Here is an 18213-nt window from a genome sequence, read left to right as displayed (position 1 = left end):
CAATCTTGTCTAGCCTTAGTTTATAACCACTGTTTCTAGTGACTCGGAACGAGCTGTACACGACCAGCATCCATCTCAGACATTAATAATTCCAATGCTTCGTAATCCACATCAGAGATGTAACCGGTTTGAGTTAGTTCGTAGTTAATTGCATTTTCTATATCAGGAGTCAATTTCCTAATATAGAGGGCTTTTTCTACTAGTTGACGAATAACAAATGTAGTTTTCACAATCACTTACCCACAATTCCATATAAATTTATTGTCTTCTGAAACTACTAACCACTCTAGTGATTTTTATCTTATTGGTATGTGATCTAAATCACTGATGAGGTGGATTTGTACTCTCTCACATATATATTATAAGCCTTTTTGACTTAACTCAGAAAGCTTAACCTGAACCTAAGAAGCTATGCCGTTTGAAGGCTTAGAGGTATTGAAGTTGAGGCAGTTATAAGCAAATACTGCTTAGTACTACTTGCCTCTACACCCTAGTTAACGTTATACTTACCTAAAGCTAAACATTTGGCTCAAGCCTATAAAAAAAAGTCTTATATTTTTATGTCAGGGCAGCTCTATTGATTTAACGTAACAAAAATTATTAAAATTTAATTACTATCTATAGGCATGAACTGAGCCATGCTCATAGCAACTTAGACCATCGAAAATGAAAAATAGATAAATTACTTAACTTTAAAGAAAGTAATATATGATACATTTTGATGGTAAGTTTTATGAAGATTTTAAAAACCATTAGCCATCTGTAAAGATTCGGCAAAGTCTATCACAAGTGGTATGGAATTAGCAAAATTCCATACTATCTTCAATATATTCTCTAAAAAATTTTATTGGATTTGACCAAGTGAGGAGTCTACTCATTATGACACAGGCGACCCTAAGTGCAAAATTAAGAATTATTCAACCTTCCGGTCATATTAACGCCTCCAATGCAGTTGAGTTTAAAAGTCAGTTGACAGAAGCTGTGGTGGCTGGTGAGGATTCGGCTTTGTTGGTTGATATGCATCAGTTAGAGTCACTCGACAGTGCTGGCTTAATGGCCTTAATTCATGCCCTGAAGCTAGCAAGACGTCTAGAGAGGCGCTTTGGTCTTTGCTCCGTAGCTCCTTCAATTCGCATTATGCTGGAGCTAACTAAATTAGATGGAGTGTTTGAGATTTTTGAGAGCCATGAGGCTTTTGCTACAGCCCTCTAGGGGGTTGGAGTAGGTTGGGAAGCTAACTCAATGGCTATGAGTGCAGCAAAATCCTAGGAAATCCAAGGAAGATTAAGTGCTTAAACCGATGACGATGGGAGGAGATAGGGAAATGCTAGTCAAGAAATCTGGTGGTTCTCTACTCCCTCACTTCATCACCTTTATCCCCCTATCTCTACCCTGAGTACTGATAAAATGAATGGTGGATTAGGGTTAACTGCATTGAAAGCAGTAATAAAGTTTCTATGGCAATCACTGTAGAGGAAATATTAACACCAGACATCAACAGACCTTCCCGTTACTTAGGTAACGAGTTGGGAGCAGTCCATAAACCTTGGGAAAAAGCTGAGGTACGCTGGGTATTGACTTATCCAGAAGTCTATGAAGTGGGCGCTTCTAACTTAGGGCATATCATCCTCTACAATATATTGAATTCTCAACCTAGGCAATTATGCGATCGCGCCTATCTACCCGCCCCAGACTTGGCAGCTAAATTGCGTTCCACTCAAACCCCTCTGTTTGCTGTAGAGAATCGGCGACCTCTGAAAGATTTTGATATTATTGGCTTTAGCCTTAGCTATGAATTAGGGGCAACCAACATCTTGGAAATGTTGGATTTGGCAGAAATTCCCCTGACCTGGAAAGACCGTGCTGAGTTTGATATATCGGAAATACCCCTAATTTTTGCAGGTGGACAAACGGCGACATCGAATCCTGAACCCTATGCGGATTTCTTAGATTTTGTTGATCTTGGCGATGGGGAAGAATTGTTGCCAGAGATTGGCTTAGTAATCGAAGAGGGCAAAGCAGCTGGCTTAAGTCGAGAAGCGTTACTCCTGGATTTGGCTCAGATACCAGGGGTGTATGTCCCCCAATTCTATGATATGACTGAGGATGGCTCAGTTAAACCCAACCGCCCTGATGTGCCGAAGCGGATTTTGCGGCGTGTGGCTACACCGATGCCTGCCTATGCTATTGGACTAGTACCCTATATCCAAACGGTTCATGACCGACTCAAGATCGAAGTGCGACGGGGCTGTACTCGGGGTTGTCGGTTCTGCCAACCTGGGATGCTGACTCGACCAGCGCGGGATGTGGAACCGGAACAAGTGGTGGAAGCTATTGAACAAGGGATGCGTGCTACAGGGTATAACGAGTTTTCCCTTTTATCCTTGAGTTGTTCGGATTATCTGGCTCTACCAGCGGTGGGGATGGAAATCAAAAATCGTCTTAAGGATCAGAACATTTCCCTGTCCCTACCGAGTCAGCGGGTAGACCGCTTTGATGAAAATATTGCCAATATCCTAGGGGGAAATCGCCAGAGTGGCTTGACCTTTGCCCCAGAAGCAGGAACTCAGCGGATGCGGGATATTGTTAATAAGGGACTGACTAATGAAGAACTGCTCAGGGGAGTAAAGACGGCATTTGAGCAAGGCTGGGAGAAAGTCAAGCTCTATTTTATGATTGGTTTACCCGGTGAAACGGATGCGGATGTGTTGGGGATTTCGGAAACGGTGCGTTGGTTGCAGCAGGAGTGCCGTGCCAAAGGCAGAAAAACCCTTAAGTTTAACATAACTGTTTCTAATTTTACCCCAAAACCTCACACCCCATTCCAGTGGCATTCCGTATCGACTTCGGAGTTTAAACGCAAGCAGGAATTGCTTAAACAAGTATTTGGTCAGATCAGGGGGGTGAAGGTTAATTACACCGATGTTCGGATTTCGGCCATGGAAGATTTCGTGGGACGGGGTGACAGACGCTTAAGTGCGGTGGTGCGCCGTGCTTGGGAATTGGGGGCAGGGATGGATGCCTGGATGGAAAGCTTGGATCGGGCATTTGGTGCTTGGGAAAATGCGATCGCTTCATCAGGTCTGACCTGGAAATATCGCCAAGTAGAAAGTGGCGAATGGAACGTGATGGCTGGTGTAGAAGAGTTGCAACCTTCCAACTTGCAACCTTCAACCCTTAACGCCCTTGATGGTCCCTTGCCTTGGGATCATATTGATACGGGAATTGATAAGAATTGGCTCAAGGAAGATTTACAACGGGCCTTAGATGCAGCAACAGTACCGGATTGTTCCTTTGATGGGTGTTCTCACTGTGGTGTGTGTGGGATTGATTTTGGTCATAATGTGGTGATTGACCCGCCACAGATTCCGCAATTTGCTGGTCACTTTAAACCCAATACTAATAAGGATCAGCGGGTGCGGGTTTGGTTTGGAAAGTTGGGGGATATGACCTTGTTGGGTCATCTGGATTTGGCAAGTCTGTTTGAGAGAGCAGTAAGACGGGCGTCACTACCAATTCGCTATAGTGGGGGGTTTCGGGCTAATGCTCGGATTATGATTGCTAATGCATTGCCCTTGGGAGCGTCTAGTAGTGGGGAGATTGTGGAGTTTGAGTTAACTGAGAAAATGCCAGTTGAGGAGTTTAGGGAAAGGCTGGTGTCTCAGTTGCCTATAGAGATTCCGGTGTATGGGGTTGAAGCAGTGGATTTGAAGGAACCTGCTGGAACTCAGCTGTTGGAAAAGGCTGAGTATTTGATTCGAGTTGAGGTAATGTCATCGGCCTCTTGGGAAGACTGGCACGGTTGGATTGAAGCAATTAAGGGTAGTAAGGAAATTTGGTGGGAGCGGTTTACGAAGTCGGGTAAGAAGCAGTTGGTGAATTTATGCGATCGCTTATTTGACTTCGAGTTGATGGAATCCCAAAAACCCAAAGATGCTGAAGAGGAGGTTGCGGAGTCTGGGGTAGTTTTGCGGTATGTGGGGAGTTGTTTGAATGATGGCACCATGTTGCGACCAGAGCATATTATTTATATGTTGGACCAGGTGGCGCAGCAGGAGTTTCGTTTGTTGCATGTTCATCGACAACGCTTGATTCTGCGCAATTAAGACATTTGGTGTTGCTGAATTAAGGTATGATTTGCCCCAAAAGCGATAGTTCATGGTTTGATCATTGATACTTCTAAGCCATCTTCTAAGCCATTTGTCGAGCCATCAAATTCGCAAATAACCCTTCCTGATTAAGCAGTTCCTCAAAGGTTCCCTGCTGTACCACTCTCCCAGCCTCCAGCACATAAATACGGTCTGCGTTGCGGATCGTGCTGAGGCGGTGGGCAATTACGATCCGAGTCACTCGCAATTCGTCAATACTTTGACTAACAATGTTTTGGGTACGGTTATCTAAAGCACTGGTGGCTTCATCGAATATCAATAGTCTTGGTTTTAAGACTAAGGCACGAGCAATTAATAGCCGTTGTCGCTGTCCGCCAGAAAGATTGGTACCACCTTCAGAAATAACGGTGTGCATCCCCATCGGCATGGCTTGAATATCATCAGCAAATCCTGCCATTTTTGCAGCTTCCCAGGCTTCATCCATGGTAACTAAAGCACCACTGGCAATGTTATCGAAGATAGAAGCACTATTAATTCTACCGTTTTGTAGCACTACTCCTAGTTGCCGACGCACAGCTGATATATCTAGTCCAGATAAGTCTTGACCATCGTAGTAAATGGTGCCATTTTCAGAGGTTTCAAACCCCAACAGTAATCGGATAATCGTGGATTTGCCACTACCAGATGGACCGACTAAAGCAATAAATTCTCCAGGGTTTGCCTGAATAGTAATATTCTCTAAAATCAAAGGACTATCCTGTCGGTAGCGGAAGCTGACATGATCTAATTTAAGTTGCCCCGAAAGCCGTCCTGGATCCGCTTTGCTTAAGTCTAGTTCCGGTGTAGCTTCCAAAATCGGTTGAGTTCGTTCCCATAAAATACCTATTTCTAAGATATTAATTAGGGTATTGCTTAAATCAGTTGCGCCAGTGATAAAGGTTCCAAAAGCAGTATTGAAGGCTAGGAACGTACCAGTAGATAAACCTTGCCCAGATTGGGATTTGGTAATGGATTGAACAGCCACGGCGAAGATAATCATTTGGCTGAGGGTAGGGAGTATGGTATTAAATACCTTCAGTAAGTCTTCAATTAACTGCGTACTTAGCACCAGCTTAATTTGCTGAGTATAGTATTTAGCCCAGTAGGCAAATGCCCGATTTTCTGCCCCTGCTACCCGGAGTTTAGAAACACCACCAATTAGCTGCACCGTCAGTCCAAAAATTTCTCCTGCTAGCTGTTGCAAAGGCCTTAGCTTGCGCCGGGTTAAAATACTAGAGGTAGTGGTCAGAATGATTGCAGTTAATGCCACTCCTAACGGGACTAAGGCTAATTGGGCATCGTAGATGAACAGCAAACCCAAATTTAAGAGAGAGAAAAAACTGGTGAATAGAGTTTGCATAACTGTGCCACTCAGTCGGTTACGGATCTCAGAAATTGCTGAAACCCGAGATATTAAGTCTCCGGTGGAATATTGCTGAAAAAAAGAAATTCTTAGGTTTAATAATCGGTCCCAAACAGCGGCTTGGCTGGTAGCTTCGCTAATCGTTTGTAATCTCAAGGTGGCAAGCCCTTGAGCCACTTGAAAGATGGCACTGCCAAAGCTAGCTGCTAACAGTCCTAACCCTACCTGTCCTAATAATCCCCGGTCAGCATCGGGAATAGCATTGTCAATCAGAATGGCAGTGGCTTGAGGAGTGACCATTCCCAAAACAGCAGCGGCGACTCCCGTCAACATCAGGGTGATTAACTCTTTGCTACGACCTCTAAGGGTAAACTGGAGTAAGTCTAGGGCTTTAATTGCTTGATCGGGGAATGACCGATAAAACATATAAGCCATGGGAGCAACGAAACTAGCATTATTGCCATTGACTGGGAAACGCTTTCCTGATTCTGGGTCTAGGACCTCATACTCACCCACCCCTATTGGTAGCAGTGCCACAGGTCGATTATCCTCTCGGGTGTAGGCTAATAGAGGCCCATTGTCCTTCTTCCACCAGTAGTCACGTAGAATCACTCGCCGGATCCGAATGCGGGAAGCACGAGCGATCGCTTCTATGGGTTTTCGGACTCGATTGAGGTCTTCTGACTGGGCGGGGGGGTTAATTTGAATCCCCATCGCCCGTCCTACAGCACCAGCGGCAATTAACAGGGGGGTTCCTTGTTGAAAACTCTCTTTTAACTGGGGCTTGATCACAGATGCTAGTTCTGCAATCGCTTCCGTGGTAACTTGCTGATTGAGGCGTTCCCGTTCTTGGAACTGAGTCAGTTTTTGAGCTGATTCTGTCTGTTCGAGTTTAGCGAGGTAGTGGTAGAGGTTACTGTATAGCTGATCCAGATGGGACTGTAGGGACTCCCAACTGTAAACTGCTGAGGTATCCAATACCGTAGACGGAGTAACTACACCAGGGAAGATGGAAAATCCCTCAATCCATTTCTCGGTCAACGTAATGATACCCTGGGAAATTTGGGTGCCTGTTTTACCCTTACTATTCCCTTCTAGTTCTATTTGGCTAGTGCTTAACTGACAAACTGTTGCTTCTTCAATTGCCACAGCTAGCATGGTGTAAGGCTTGTCTTGGGCATTCGCCCCCATCCCAAACAAAGCCTCACCCACTCCCAGGCTGAATAGATAACGGCGTCGCCCCTCTAGAACACCATCGTTACGCTCAACGGCAAATATAGCAATAGAACCGGACTTAATCAGCCAAATCTTCTTTAGCTCATCCAACAGTAGGGGACGATTCCCTTTTACTACCAATTGAGGATTACCGGTTACAGAATCCACGAATATCTCTTCTATTTATGGGATCCCATGACCAAGGGTTCAATCTAAGCCAAAGGATGTGATCGCACTAGTCAAAGGATGCGATCGCACTCACCGAGTCTAACACTATTAGCCTAAGACCTAACACCCAAAACGTAACAGCTATTCAGGGTTATTTATAATTGACAAAAGTGAGCATAAAAATACGATAGAGATAAACAGGAGTAGTGGGATGGAGCTAGGGAAAAAAGCACAACTAGAAGCCAAAGGTTGGAAAGTTGGCACAGTAATCTAATTTTTATACTTAACCCCAGAATAAGCGACATTAATAGAAATCCAATTAGCCCTTGAGATGTGATCCCACTCAGTGATACCTAAAACCTAATACCTAATACCTAATACCTAATACCTAATACCTAACTAAAAAAATGACTATTGAACTTTTGTCCCACCTAACCGGACGAAACCTCACTCAAGACGATATAACACCGCCTGTGAGGTTTTTAGCTGCCCTAGTAACCCTTGGGATGGGAGTCATGTATGCTGATGGCGTTGTACAGGACGAAGAGAAGCAGCTACTAGAGAAAACCATTGAGCGATTAGTACCCCCCCAGAGGGATGTCCGTCAATTGGTGCAGCGTTTGCTTTCTGGACTAGAGAAGAATCCGGTTTATCAAAATCCTCAGCAGTGGTTAAAGCTAACCACCTCCCTGTCTGAGTCAGAGCGAATTTTGCTCCTTAACTTTTGCTATGCCATGTCAGCGGTGGATGGGACGATTGACCCCAATGAAAGCCAGTATTTACAGCTAGCCTCAAATTCCCTAGGCATTGACTCCCGGTACCCAGTGCTGATGGAAACTTGGTTCAAGGGTGAGGAGTTCCCAGATCAGTCGGTTTGGGAAGAGTTGCAATCAAAGCTGCAACCAGAACAGTTTGAGGCTTTAGGTATCCGACTGGTAAATCAGCAAGTTGTTGAATACTTGTCTCGTCTGGTGGGAAGGCAACTCAGTGTGCTAGATATTACACCAACCATGATTTTTGTGGTATCCTTAGTCACTATTTCCTTGGAAGTAATGTTGGCGGATGGTCAAGTGGTAGAAGAAGAAACACAGCTGCTGGCAAAAACCATTGACCGCTTAACGCCTCCCGAGGAGGATGATTTGCGTCAATTGGGGCCGTTCTTGATCGGACTTCTGCTTCGGGAAGTTAAGCGGAACCCTACTGCGTCTAATTGCCCCGAATGGTTAACTTTGAGTAAGCCTCTAAGCGATGCTGAGAAGCTACTCTTGTTGTGCTTTGCTTATGATATGTCAGCGGCGGATGGGGAAATTGACCCTACTGAGCAGAACTATTTACACATAGTGGCTAAGCATTTGGGGATTGATTCTAGGTATACAGCAGTCCTGGAGGCAGGATTTAGGGATGAAGATATTCAGGATGAACAGGCTTGGGATGAGTTGCGCTCCCAGCTCCATCCGGATCAGTTTCAGTATCTAGATATGGTATTTGTAGATGCGGCTAGATATATACTCGATTGCCTGGAAGTATGTAGCTTTTGATGGAAAACTGCTGATGGTTGAAGGTTATTCGTGCCCAGGCGTCCGAAGTAGCGTAGGTTGACCGTTCACAGCCTTTGACTCTCTCCTAAAGACATGGAATTTCCAAACTCCCTAGATTTTCGTAGGATAGAATCCTGCTCCAGCCTGCTCGCCACATATGGTGCTAAGCCTGAGGAAATTGAGGAGTTATTGGCATACAACGAAAATGTCTTTCACGACCCAGACCTCGACCCCCAGACCTTTCCTCTGGCACCAGAACCCCATGTTGCTGCCTGGGAAGGGTATCATACCCAAGCTCAGGAGGTGGGAGTATTTGAAACATTGCGATCGCATTTGGTACAGCTGCAATTTCCCATCAAGCCAGGCATGAGCCAGACTTTAGCTTACCAAGGGGCTACCCGTCGAGGCCAACCCACTATCGGGATGCTTGAGGCAACTGGACTAGCCCTAGAGCAGCCAGACTCCCTACAGCTGATTATCCATCCCAGTGCAGCTGGAGCAATTCCGGTGATCATTGCTAGCTGTCGAAAGGATTTTGTTAGCTTGGTTCAAGCATTAACCAAACGCAATGAACCGCAAGCAATCCCCGACTCAATGGGGGCTGCTATGGTTGGGGGATATAACAATTGGAATAGAATTCGCCACTATCGCAGGATTTGGGAAGCTCAGCAATCACAGCCGGTGAGTGAGGCAGCTTGGACCGCAGAATTCAAGAGAATAATTCCCCAAAAACACCTCTATCAAGACCGCTTCATAATTCTTTCTCAGGGGAACTACAGTGCGGTGTCTGCTTCTGAGATGGAAATGCCAGAAAGTCAATGGCGCAAATTATCCTTAACCATTCGCCTAGAGCATGAATGTACCCACTATTTTACCCGTCGGGTATTGGGTTCGATGCGCAATAATTTACTCGATGAGTTAATTGCTGATTACCAAGGAATTGTAGCTGCTAACGATGGTTACTATCGTGCTGACTGGTTTTTAAAGTTTATGGGGTTAGAATCATTTCCGGACTATCGAGCGGGAGGGAGAGTAGAAAATTATCGGGGTGAACCGACCCTTTCTGAGGGAGCATTTAAAATTTTGCAGCGGTTGGTAAAAGATGCCGCAGAGAACTTGGAGGCATTTAATTTAGCTCACAAGAATCAGTTAGAGGGGAGGTCGAATCAAGGGAAGATAGTAATGGCGTTAACTCGTTTAAGGTTAGAAGAATTGGCGGATAAGCGACATAATTTTTTGCAGGAAATCTGGCAAAATGTTTAATGTTAACGTTAACGGTTGAAGGGTAAATGTTAAAGGTTAAATGTTGAAGGTTTAAGGTTAAAGGTTAAAAGTTAACCGCCACCGTTTCCACTGCCTTCCCTGTTCCCTGTTTCCCGTTCCGAAGTTCCCTGTTCCGAAGTTCCCTCTTTAACAGTTCTGAGCTAAGGGATTTGCGTGTAAAAAAAATACCAATTCAAGTAGGGTGGGCAAAGTTATCTTATCTAGAAGACTCATTTGAACGAAACTGTGTCTTGATGCAGTCGCTCATGGGGGAAACCACGGCAGTTGCTCATGGGGGGAACCCCCAAGACCGCACTGCCTCCCCAAGACCGCGCTGCATCGCTTTTTGCCCACCCTACAAGCTCCTACTGGTATTTTATTTTTTGGCTACTCCCTAATGGATCTGGAGTAATCACAATTATCCATTACCGATTATCCATTACCCAGTCTTCCCATCATCAACAATAGTCACTAAACCTTCTTTGAATAGACGGCGAGCTAAAACCAGTTTGGCCTTGTCACTCAGTGTACCGGGAAAAGACTTAACAGCAAATTGATGATTATCAATCACAAAACGAAGGCATGGTTCGATTTTTTTTGGTCCCCATACCTGCTTTTCAGGAAAGATAATACCAACCATATCTTGCCAATCTTCTTGATAAATAACTCGACACGCTGCAGCCGTTATTCCATCCTTTTTGCTAAGAATCGTATCTAGCTCAATTGTGTCGATTTCATCCTCGTTTTCCACCTTAATCTTATCCTGAATGAATAGGTTAACACTGAGTCGCCCTTTACTTGGATCAGATGATAACATTTCTGGTTTTATATAACCACTGTGCAGCAAATTACTGCCGTAGGCAACTAGTCGGTTATACTTCATTGGAATAAGTTCTATCAATTCAAAGTCATCATTGGAATCAGTAACATAGTGATGATGAAACTTGGCCTTAGATTCATCATAGTCTGGCAACCGACTTACTGAAATCGATTCAAAACCAGTTGCTCTATGTCTATAAAAGGCTGTTCCTCCCCAGCACATTTTGGGTAAGGATAAATAATGAACCACAGCGACTTTTTTATTTGGAACAACTGCATCGAAATGGGGTATAGTTTGTTCAAAGGTTAATTCCTCTGGTTTCATGGTGACCAAACTAAAATAGCCATTAGCTGTGCAGTCAGCATCGATTTGAATCTTAAGATGCTCTAACACTGACTTTTCTAAACCATCAATAATTGTATCCGTTTCTTCCTGATGTAGACGATGCCTTATTCCTGGATATTTACCTTTTGGAGACGATTTGAACTGAGCCTGATTGATAGCATAGTCTCTGACACGATCAGGAAATTTAAAAAACTGATCAAAAATCAAGATACAGTTTTTTTCGTTACCAATATATTTAACAGTTAAGTTGGCTGAATCATTGACTTCAAATATAGAGGCATTAGAGGCTTGGGTTATTAGTTTTTGTGCTAATAACTTTTTCAGAAACCCTTTCGGATTATCAACTGTTTTCGGTTCCATCAACAGGCAATCCTCATCTCAAAACTTCTTTCATAAACAACCTATGCCACACCCAACTTCAGCAAAACTTGGTGCAGGAAACGAAGCAAACCCTTTTCTGTCGTCTATATTGTCATTGTTTTCTGAAACAATTGAAAACTGATCATGGTTTTTGAAGGGATGAGGGAGTGCAAGTGCCGCTTGACAATATTGGTCAAATTCAGCTACAAGGGCAGAATTTTCTAGCTTCTGTAGCTCAGTCTGAAAATTCCCTTTGGCAAATCGCCAAAACTCACTGTCAAAGGCGGATCCCATCCCGTAGTGCCAGCCCACAAATATAGCAGTTTTTAGCACACCGTTCAGTAAGCTGGCATTAAAGCGCCTCAAATTATTTTCATTCAGTCTTGACTTCTTTCTACCCTGCAACACATAGGATACCAGCAACTTACGAAGTGGCCAGCGTGAAAAACTTTTCATGTAAGACAATATCCAGACAATTGCTGTAGCTTCTAGAGGTTCTAAAAATAAGGCAGCATTGCCGATGCGGAAAACAGCACCATCAAAAAATGTCCGACAGGCGAAATTGGGAAATGTGAGCTGGCGCTCGCTAGCAGTACAGTGGACTCCTTCGGCATTAAGGAACTGATCAAAATCGGCTCTAACCTCACTGATACTGCTAATGTTATGGTTATAGATATAACCATAAGACGTGCGGGTGGTCAGGGGGATTGTGAAAATCCAACCGTGGGGTCGAGCGATCGCCCGGGTTGCCGATTGGTATTGGAAGCTACACTGGTCAATTGTAAGGTCAATCTTACCATCCTCAATGGCTGGCCCTCGACGGATTAGTGCAGCATTGGTGGGAATCAAGTTTAGTTCAATATGTTCAGGACCCAAGGATTTAGGTAAGCCACGAGCATCAATGGCGAAATCAACCTCCAAATTGGTGTCATCCCCAAACTTGATATTGGCAACTACACCATCACTTTCAATCTCAACAACCCTCTTCTGAATATGAGTTGCTGAAACATAGTCTGCTAGCAATTCCACTAATTTATCAGCAGAAATATGGTAAGCATAATCGCTCCGGATTGGATAGAAGTGATGAAAGAATTGCTGATACTGGGTTCCCCAATTTTCAAATTTAATTCCAAATTTGCGAGTTAGAAAACACCGCTGAGCTAACTCAGCATCCTTGAGATTGGTAATGTCTTGGAGCCAATACCGAAAAAATGGTGTTGTTCCCTCCCCGACACCAATGGTAGGAATGTTTGGATCAAAGATGTGATACAGCTCGAAAGCTGGAAAATATTTGGTCAAATGGGCAGCAGCGATAAAACCAGCTGTGCCACCACCAATGATTGCAATTTTCATAACCTGCTTGTAAGCAATCAGCTATTAGCTATTAGCTATCAGCTTGTAAGTAAAATTAATTACTTATTGCGATTCAACCAATTATAGTTTATAGTGTTTTTGAAAAGTTTTAAACGTTTGAAAAGTTGGCGTCATCGTGAACCATGGGGCTATACTAAGAGGATATCTGAAAAGTTTTTTGATACTGAATTTTGCCCCCCTAGCCCCCCAATTCTGGGGGGAACAAGAATCAATTTGCGGTTAAAATTCCCTTCCGGTGCGCTTTCCAATGGGCGAGTAAATCGCCCTTGGGTCGCACCGCAAAATTGGGGGATTTAGGGGGCTTTGATGTAGCAAATGATACTTCTCAGACAACCTCTAACAAAGTCCGCTACCCATTAACAAGTTTTCATCAACAATTCCCCTGAAGACGAAGTGATTAACTAGAGAATATATCAAGACAAGATATCACTTGCCAATGGCTACTTCTTACAGCAAACTTATCCATACTACCTTAGCATCTTGCGAGCAAGGTTCCAAAAAGTCGATTCAGCTGACATCGTGGAAACCTGGCAGCGCTGTCCGTGAAAGTGCGAAAATGCTGATGGATTGCCGCTTATCCTTTATCGATAAGTTGTTCATACGCCAACATTATCTTGCTCTTCGTCAAGGTCTAGTGACTGCTCGCCAAGGTCAACTGATCAAGGCTGAGCAACACTTCACGGCGGCACAGAAATTCCTTCAATCAAACCAGTTTTCCCCTGAAGGTGATCTAATTTGCAAATCCTTCCAACAGACAGCACAAGCCTATCTCGACTATCGAAGAGGTGATTTCAACCAAGCTCGCACCCGGACGTTGGAAGCCTTAGCCATTGATACAGCCTTGGAAGAAGACTATAATTTCCATCTTCTCGGTCATTCTCATCGCCTCGAACTTGCTGGGAATCTGATACGTATTGATTCGAGGTGGATGCAATGGCAGCGTGCTGTTGAACTAGCTGGTCAACTTCTGAGTTATCTCGAAGGAGTATTAGAAGAATTACCCCTGTCAGGTTCGTGGAGTTCCGAGCAGGTTGTGCTGCTACCCGTTGAATCTGCTCTGGGGATATTCCTAGCGGTAACCAGTGAAGTGGCTCTGATGTTGGCAGGAAAAAACCGTCAGGTTGCTCGTGAGCTGTTTGAAATTATGGCTTACCCCATGGAGTTACCCGCTGATCAAAACCGTTGCCTCCACCCCCGAGTTCATACTTGGTTCTTGCTTAAACAAGCATTCGTTAAGGGCGACACTACCACCTTTCTAGAACAAGCGTCTCATTTCCTAGCTGAGGGACGTGGTGATATACCGTTACTTTGGTATGGGACTGTTGTTGATCTAGTTACCTTATGTGATGAGCTTGCTCTACCAAACTCAGAGTTGGTGAGACAGGACATTGCTAGAAATGCTGCTACATGGGAAAAGCTGCCAAAATCGTTTTTTCCTTTGCTTGGAGTCCTTGAAGAAAGCAACAGTTACAACAAATTGAAATCATGCTCCCACCCGTAAAATCACAAAAAGCGGTCTACGATGTTGTCATTGTTGGTGGTGGACTTGCTGGCTTAACAGCAGGGTACCTGTTAAAGGATTTAAACATATTGGTACTTGAAAAAGAAGCCCAAGCTGGTGGACGGATTCTTAGCCATTCTGCCCATGGTATCCCTTACGATCTCGGTGCCGTCTTTGCCTACAATCAAGATAACTTGCCTTTCAAGGTGAACTCTTCTGCTCTGATTCGTGAAAGTGAACAGATTGGCATTTTCTATGGTGGTCAAGTTCATTATGGCTCTAGCCCCATAGATTGCCTTAAAAAGTTAGAGCTGGAGCCAAACTATTTACAGCAACTTGAAAACTTTCAGATTCAACCAGCACAAGAAAAAGAAGGATTATCGGATAAATTATATACCCTCATCAATGCTTTTTTTCAGGTGATTCATCCTGGAGATATATGGGACTATTTACCTTCGCTCCAACAGGATGCCTTGAGAAAATTTTCAACTGATCACTACGAGACTAGTAATGGAGAGTTGATTGAACAGTTTCAGAGCAACCTTGGGTCAATACTTAAGTTAAATACCAAAGTTATTGAAATTATCGACAAGCAAACCTGTGTTAAACTTATTATTGAGACCGGCGATGACATTGATACACTATGGGCAAAAACGGTTATTTTAACAACCCCTGCTCCTATCGCATTATCCCTGCTTAAATCCATACAAGAGCCTTGCCAGTCTTTTTTACAATCTGTTCAGTATGGTAGAGGGACTGTCGTTGCTATTGGTTTTAAAAACCTTGAATTAACCAGTTTTGCTTATCTCGTAACGCCAGATTTGCCTAGTGCTACAATTATCCAACATAATATCCAACATAATAGCAATAAGGTGTTGCTTGTCTACTATGTTGGAAAAGTATCAGCTCAATTAGAGGCTATCCCAAACCAACAAATTATTCAGCAAACCTTAGGAATTTTGCAGCAACTAGGAATTGGTGATATCTCTGAGGATAAAGTGCTGTTTACCGATGTACATCATTGGCCAATGGTAGGTACTATTATCTCTGAAGACAGCTATGGGAAATGGAAGCAACAACTATCTCATCCGTCTAGACGAGTGTGGTTAGCTGGAGACTATGTTTTTGCCAATACTGAACAAATCATTCCCTATGGTATGGAAGCCGCAATTCTCTCAGGTAAACAGGTGGTCAAGAAGGTCAAGCAATATCTAAATAAGGAATTTTTCGCAGAGCTTATAACCAAAAAAACGCCATCAGAACAGTTTAAGTCAAACTTTTTGATTTACACATCTATCTATCAGCTTTCATCAGATAAACCCGTTTTCCTAGAGAACAAAGAAGAAGGCAACATTGCTTTTTATGGTCTGATGCTACAAGCACACCCTGATAAAACCCTTCAAACTTATCTCCTGAACCAGGCTACAACAGAGCATCTCTGGGAATATCAAATCGACTATGGCATCACGGCAGATGATAGTGCTTTGGTAATTGAAGGGCTGATGGAAACTGGTGTATCTGATCAGGTGTTAATGCCTAGTCTCAAGAAACTAGTTGAATGTTTTTATGATTCAGAGCAAGGAGCTTTTCGCACGATACGTAAACAAGGGCGTGCAGTCTATTGGCAAGGATCATCTATTGATGCAACTGCTCAAGTTGGGTATTTACTCCATCGAATTGCCCCAGATCAGTTTCAATCAGAAATTTCAGCCTGTACTCGTTATCTCCAGCAAAATCAGTCTGAACAAGGATACTGGCAAAGTCGTTGGTTTCCGTCAGTGATGCTAACCACTTACTATGTCATACGACTTCTGTGGTTTTTCCCTCAATACCAAAAAACCCTAAAGAAAACTAGGAATTACATCCTGCGTACTCAGACTGACAATGGTAGCTGGGGGAACTCTATAATTGAAACGGCTACAGCAATTTTGGCACTTCAAACTATGAATGTGGGTGCATCAGCTCAAACCGAAGCAAAGCAGTGGATTTTGTCTCAAAAAACAGACCAGGGATGGCGAGGAGAGCCAGTACTCTATTACTGGTATGAAATCAACCCAGAGAAAAAACTATTTTTTCATTGTATGGATAAAGGAAAAATCACTACCGCCTGGGCGACTTTGGCTCTCAACGGTTAAGCTGAGTGCGGAGCGTGCGGAGTCTTGAGTACGGAGTATTATATAGGGGTTCCATGGGTGAGGTACATGGCCATTATCTAGCACCTAATACCTAACACCTAATGCTTACTATGACCGAATAAATTGTGTACCTGATTGAGAAAAAAAACTCCTATAACTTCTTTTGCTGATGAAGTTTGGGATCGGGGAGCCAATGGTGCCATAGTGCTAAATAGGCTTTTGCGATCAAGTCCTGGTAAGGTTGATAAACAACTTTGATGTGATTTAGTCTTTTGGCAAAGGTACTTAAATAGCCCCGTTTCAAGAACGAAGCCTGCCACTTGAGATAGGAAGGCCACTGCTGAGGATTTTGCCTTTGATGGATATAGCCCGGATAGGCTAAGATGCGATCGCGTTTTTCGGGCAAACAGAGTCCTTTCTTCACTAGATAGTCTAGTAGTTGCTCGGTTTCAGTTTTAGTTCTGACATAACATTCCAGGCCGACTTTGGGTAATACTCTGTGGCATACATCCAAATCAATGACTAGAGAAGATGCCACATTAGCCAACTCACAAACCAAGGCTTCAAGTTCATCCGTATCACCTTGCCAACCGATTCGATTTAAATAGGGGATAATTTCCGCTGGCGCTAGACCCATACAGACTCGGACAACATCTGAATCCCTGGCCAGCATTGCACCAATGGTAAAGACGTCAGCTCCAGAAGGCAAACTCTCGAAGCAATTAAACAAACATTGCTCAACTTCTGGGGATAGTACTCTACCTAATAACAGTTTCAGAGCAGTTTGGCTTACCCATTGATACCCTCCCCCTGGTAAGATGCTGTACTCAAAGAAATCAAAGAAAACACTGGGCAATGGAATCGGTGCTGGTTCCGGATTGACGTCAAACTCTAGCCAAATCTGGTCAATTTTATCGAAAAGTGGTGAAGAGGGGTCTGCCCATTGGGTGCAGAAGTTACAAACCCGCTGCCATATGGGATGAACTTGGAAGGTTTCTGGCAGGAGGTTGATGTTGTTGTTCTCTGCTAAAATTCCTCGCCCTTCCTCTCCAATGCACAACAAAATATCTGCTTGGGGAAGACTTGATTGTAAAGGGCACTCAAATCCAAAGCCTTTGGTAATAGTCAGTTGACTGGGCAGAGATTGGACAGTTTGGTAGATGTGGTTCCAACCAGAGGAACCAATTAAGGCCGAGGGAATATTTGGGGCAACAATCCTGCTGAGGGTATGGGATAGCAAGTAGTCATTGGTGGCTGGTGTAGTGCGATCGCAAACCATTGGCTGGTCAGTTGAAAAGCTTGAATAAAAGTGCTTGGTTAACACTTTTTGATAATTAGTTAAGGATTAATCCTTCAGTGACGTTGCTGAACGTTTAACGACTTGGGAATGATAGCTAAGGGCACCATAGGAATTTAGTCTGCTGTAACCTTTGACTATGATTATGAAATCACCAACACCCTGCTAAAACATCGATCGATTCAGTCATAGAAATTATATGAAAATTATGCTGAGCACCGTTGATTATGCAGAAGCTATGCTTTTTTAAACCTAACTATACTTCCGATGGGCATAAACTGAGATTTTGCGTTAGCTGTTGAGCTAATCGCTGAGTTCGCTACAGGGGCTGACTGCTGATAGCTTAAAGCTGACCCCTAAAAGTATAACATTAGGATTACAAAGGTTGAGGATTAGTTAATCGGTGTTCTAGTTTCACTAATCGCTCAACCTGACCACCGCCAACATGCGCCCCCTGCAACTGCTTCCAATTCTGAATCAGATAACTCTTCTTCCTCGTCGCTAGGATTTTCCATATATTCTTTGAGTTCAGTAGCTGTGAAATCATACCCCTTCTCTTTAGCGATTTCGATAACTTTATCAATTGTTTCATCTATGCTGCCTTGAAGCTGCAGTTGCTCTTTCAGTGCTGGATCCCGTTGAATCTCTTCAACAAATTGCTCGATTTGCTCACTGGACATATACAA

13 protein-coding genes are annotated in these 18213 nt (G+C 43.6%); 7 read left to right on the top strand and 6 right to left on the bottom strand.

Annotated elements, in window-relative coordinates:
* Positions 1 to 35: 35 nt before the first annotated feature.
* A complete protein-coding gene (locus BJP34_RS00920) occupies positions 36 to 230 on the bottom strand; it encodes a hypothetical protein (protein ID WP_008191245.1) in 195 nt (64 codons plus the stop codon).
* A gap of 649 nt (positions 231 to 879) precedes the next feature.
* On the opposite strand from BJP34_RS00920, the gene BJP34_RS00915 reads away from it, so the two are divergent.
* Positions 880 to 1212 (top strand): STAS domain-containing protein, encoded by a 333-nt coding sequence (locus BJP34_RS00915; RefSeq protein WP_070390703.1) that lies wholly within the window; start codon positions 880 to 882, stop codon positions 1210 to 1212.
* A gap of 245 nt (positions 1213 to 1457) precedes the next feature.
* Entirely contained in the window at positions 1458 to 4106 is a 2649-nt protein-coding gene (locus BJP34_RS00910; RefSeq protein ID WP_070390702.1) for a TIGR03960 family B12-binding radical SAM protein, read from the top strand.
* Between the two features lie 85 nt (positions 4107 to 4191).
* Here BJP34_RS00910 and BJP34_RS00905 read toward each other — a convergent pair whose 3' ends face one another.
* Entirely contained in the window at positions 4192 to 6894 is a 2703-nt protein-coding gene (locus tag BJP34_RS00905; protein ID WP_229424197.1) for an NHLP bacteriocin export ABC transporter permease/ATPase subunit, read from the bottom strand.
* 407 nt (positions 6895 to 7301) lie between these two features.
* On the opposite strand from BJP34_RS00905, the gene BJP34_RS00900 reads away from it, so the two are divergent.
* The 3 genes from BJP34_RS00900 to BJP34_RS41970 all read left to right on the top strand — a co-directional run bounded on the left by BJP34_RS00900 (position 7302) and on the right by BJP34_RS41970 (position 10093).
* Positions 7302 to 8432 carry a TerB family tellurite resistance protein gene (locus tag BJP34_RS00900; protein WP_070390700.1) on the top strand — a complete coding sequence of 377 codons (1131 nt, stop codon included), beginning with the start codon at positions 7302 to 7304 and terminating at the stop codon, positions 8430 to 8432.
* 93 nt (positions 8433 to 8525) lie between these two features.
* Complete coding sequence (locus tag BJP34_RS00895) at positions 8526 to 9695, top strand: DUF7005 family protein (RefSeq protein WP_070390699.1); 1170 nt, start codon at positions 8526 to 8528, stop codon at positions 9693 to 9695.
* Between the two features lie 254 nt (positions 9696 to 9949).
* On the top strand, positions 9950 to 10093 hold the full coding sequence (locus BJP34_RS41970) for a hypothetical protein (protein ID WP_158516920.1): 144 nt from the start codon (positions 9950 to 9952) through the stop codon (positions 10091 to 10093).
* A gap of 41 nt (positions 10094 to 10134) precedes the next feature.
* Here the strand turns inward: BJP34_RS41970 and BJP34_RS00890 are convergent, their stop codons facing one another.
* A complete protein-coding gene (locus BJP34_RS00890) occupies positions 10135 to 11220 on the bottom strand; it encodes a DUF6445 family protein (RefSeq protein ID WP_070390698.1) in 1086 nt (361 codons plus the stop codon).
* Positions 11221 to 11250: 30 nt separating this feature from the next.
* On the bottom strand, positions 11251 to 12573 hold the full coding sequence (locus BJP34_RS00885; protein WP_070390697.1) for a tryptophan 7-halogenase: 1323 nt from the start codon (positions 12571 to 12573) through the stop codon (positions 11251 to 11253).
* A gap of 457 nt (positions 12574 to 13030) precedes the next feature.
* Here BJP34_RS00885 and BJP34_RS00880 point away from each other — a divergent pair, with 457 nt between their 5' ends.
* Together BJP34_RS00880 and BJP34_RS00875 are read left to right on the top strand one after the other, a co-directional pair.
* Complete coding sequence (locus BJP34_RS00880) at positions 13031 to 14095, top strand: hypothetical protein (RefSeq protein WP_070390696.1); 1065 nt, start codon at positions 13031 to 13033, stop codon at positions 14093 to 14095.
* The gene (locus BJP34_RS00875; RefSeq protein ID WP_070390695.1) at positions 14080 to 16230 is read left to right on the top strand and encodes an FAD-dependent oxidoreductase; all 2151 of its coding nucleotides are present in this window, start codon (positions 14080 to 14082) and stop codon (positions 16228 to 16230) included. The genes BJP34_RS00880 and BJP34_RS00875 overlap by 16 nt, the downstream gene beginning before the upstream one ends.
* Before the next feature lie 151 nt (positions 16231 to 16381).
* On the opposite strand, the gene BJP34_RS00870 is transcribed toward BJP34_RS00875, so the two are convergent.
* On the bottom strand, positions 16382 to 17554 hold the full coding sequence (locus BJP34_RS00870) for a hypothetical protein (protein ID WP_158516919.1): 1173 nt from the start codon (positions 17552 to 17554) through the stop codon (positions 16382 to 16384).
* A 398-nt stretch (positions 17555 to 17952) separates the two neighbouring features.
* Positions 17953 to 18207 (bottom strand): Nif11-like leader peptide family natural product precursor, encoded by a 255-nt coding sequence (locus tag BJP34_RS00865; protein WP_070390693.1) that lies wholly within the window; start codon positions 18205 to 18207, stop codon positions 17953 to 17955.
* Positions 18208 to 18213: the final 6 nt, after the last annotated feature.

The organism is Moorena producens PAL-8-15-08-1 (genome assembly GCF_001767235.1).
Classification (GTDB): Bacteria; Cyanobacteriota; Cyanobacteriia; order Cyanobacteriales; family Coleofasciculaceae; genus Moorena; species Moorena producens_A.
This window is presented reverse-complemented; position numbering and strand designations above follow the sequence as displayed.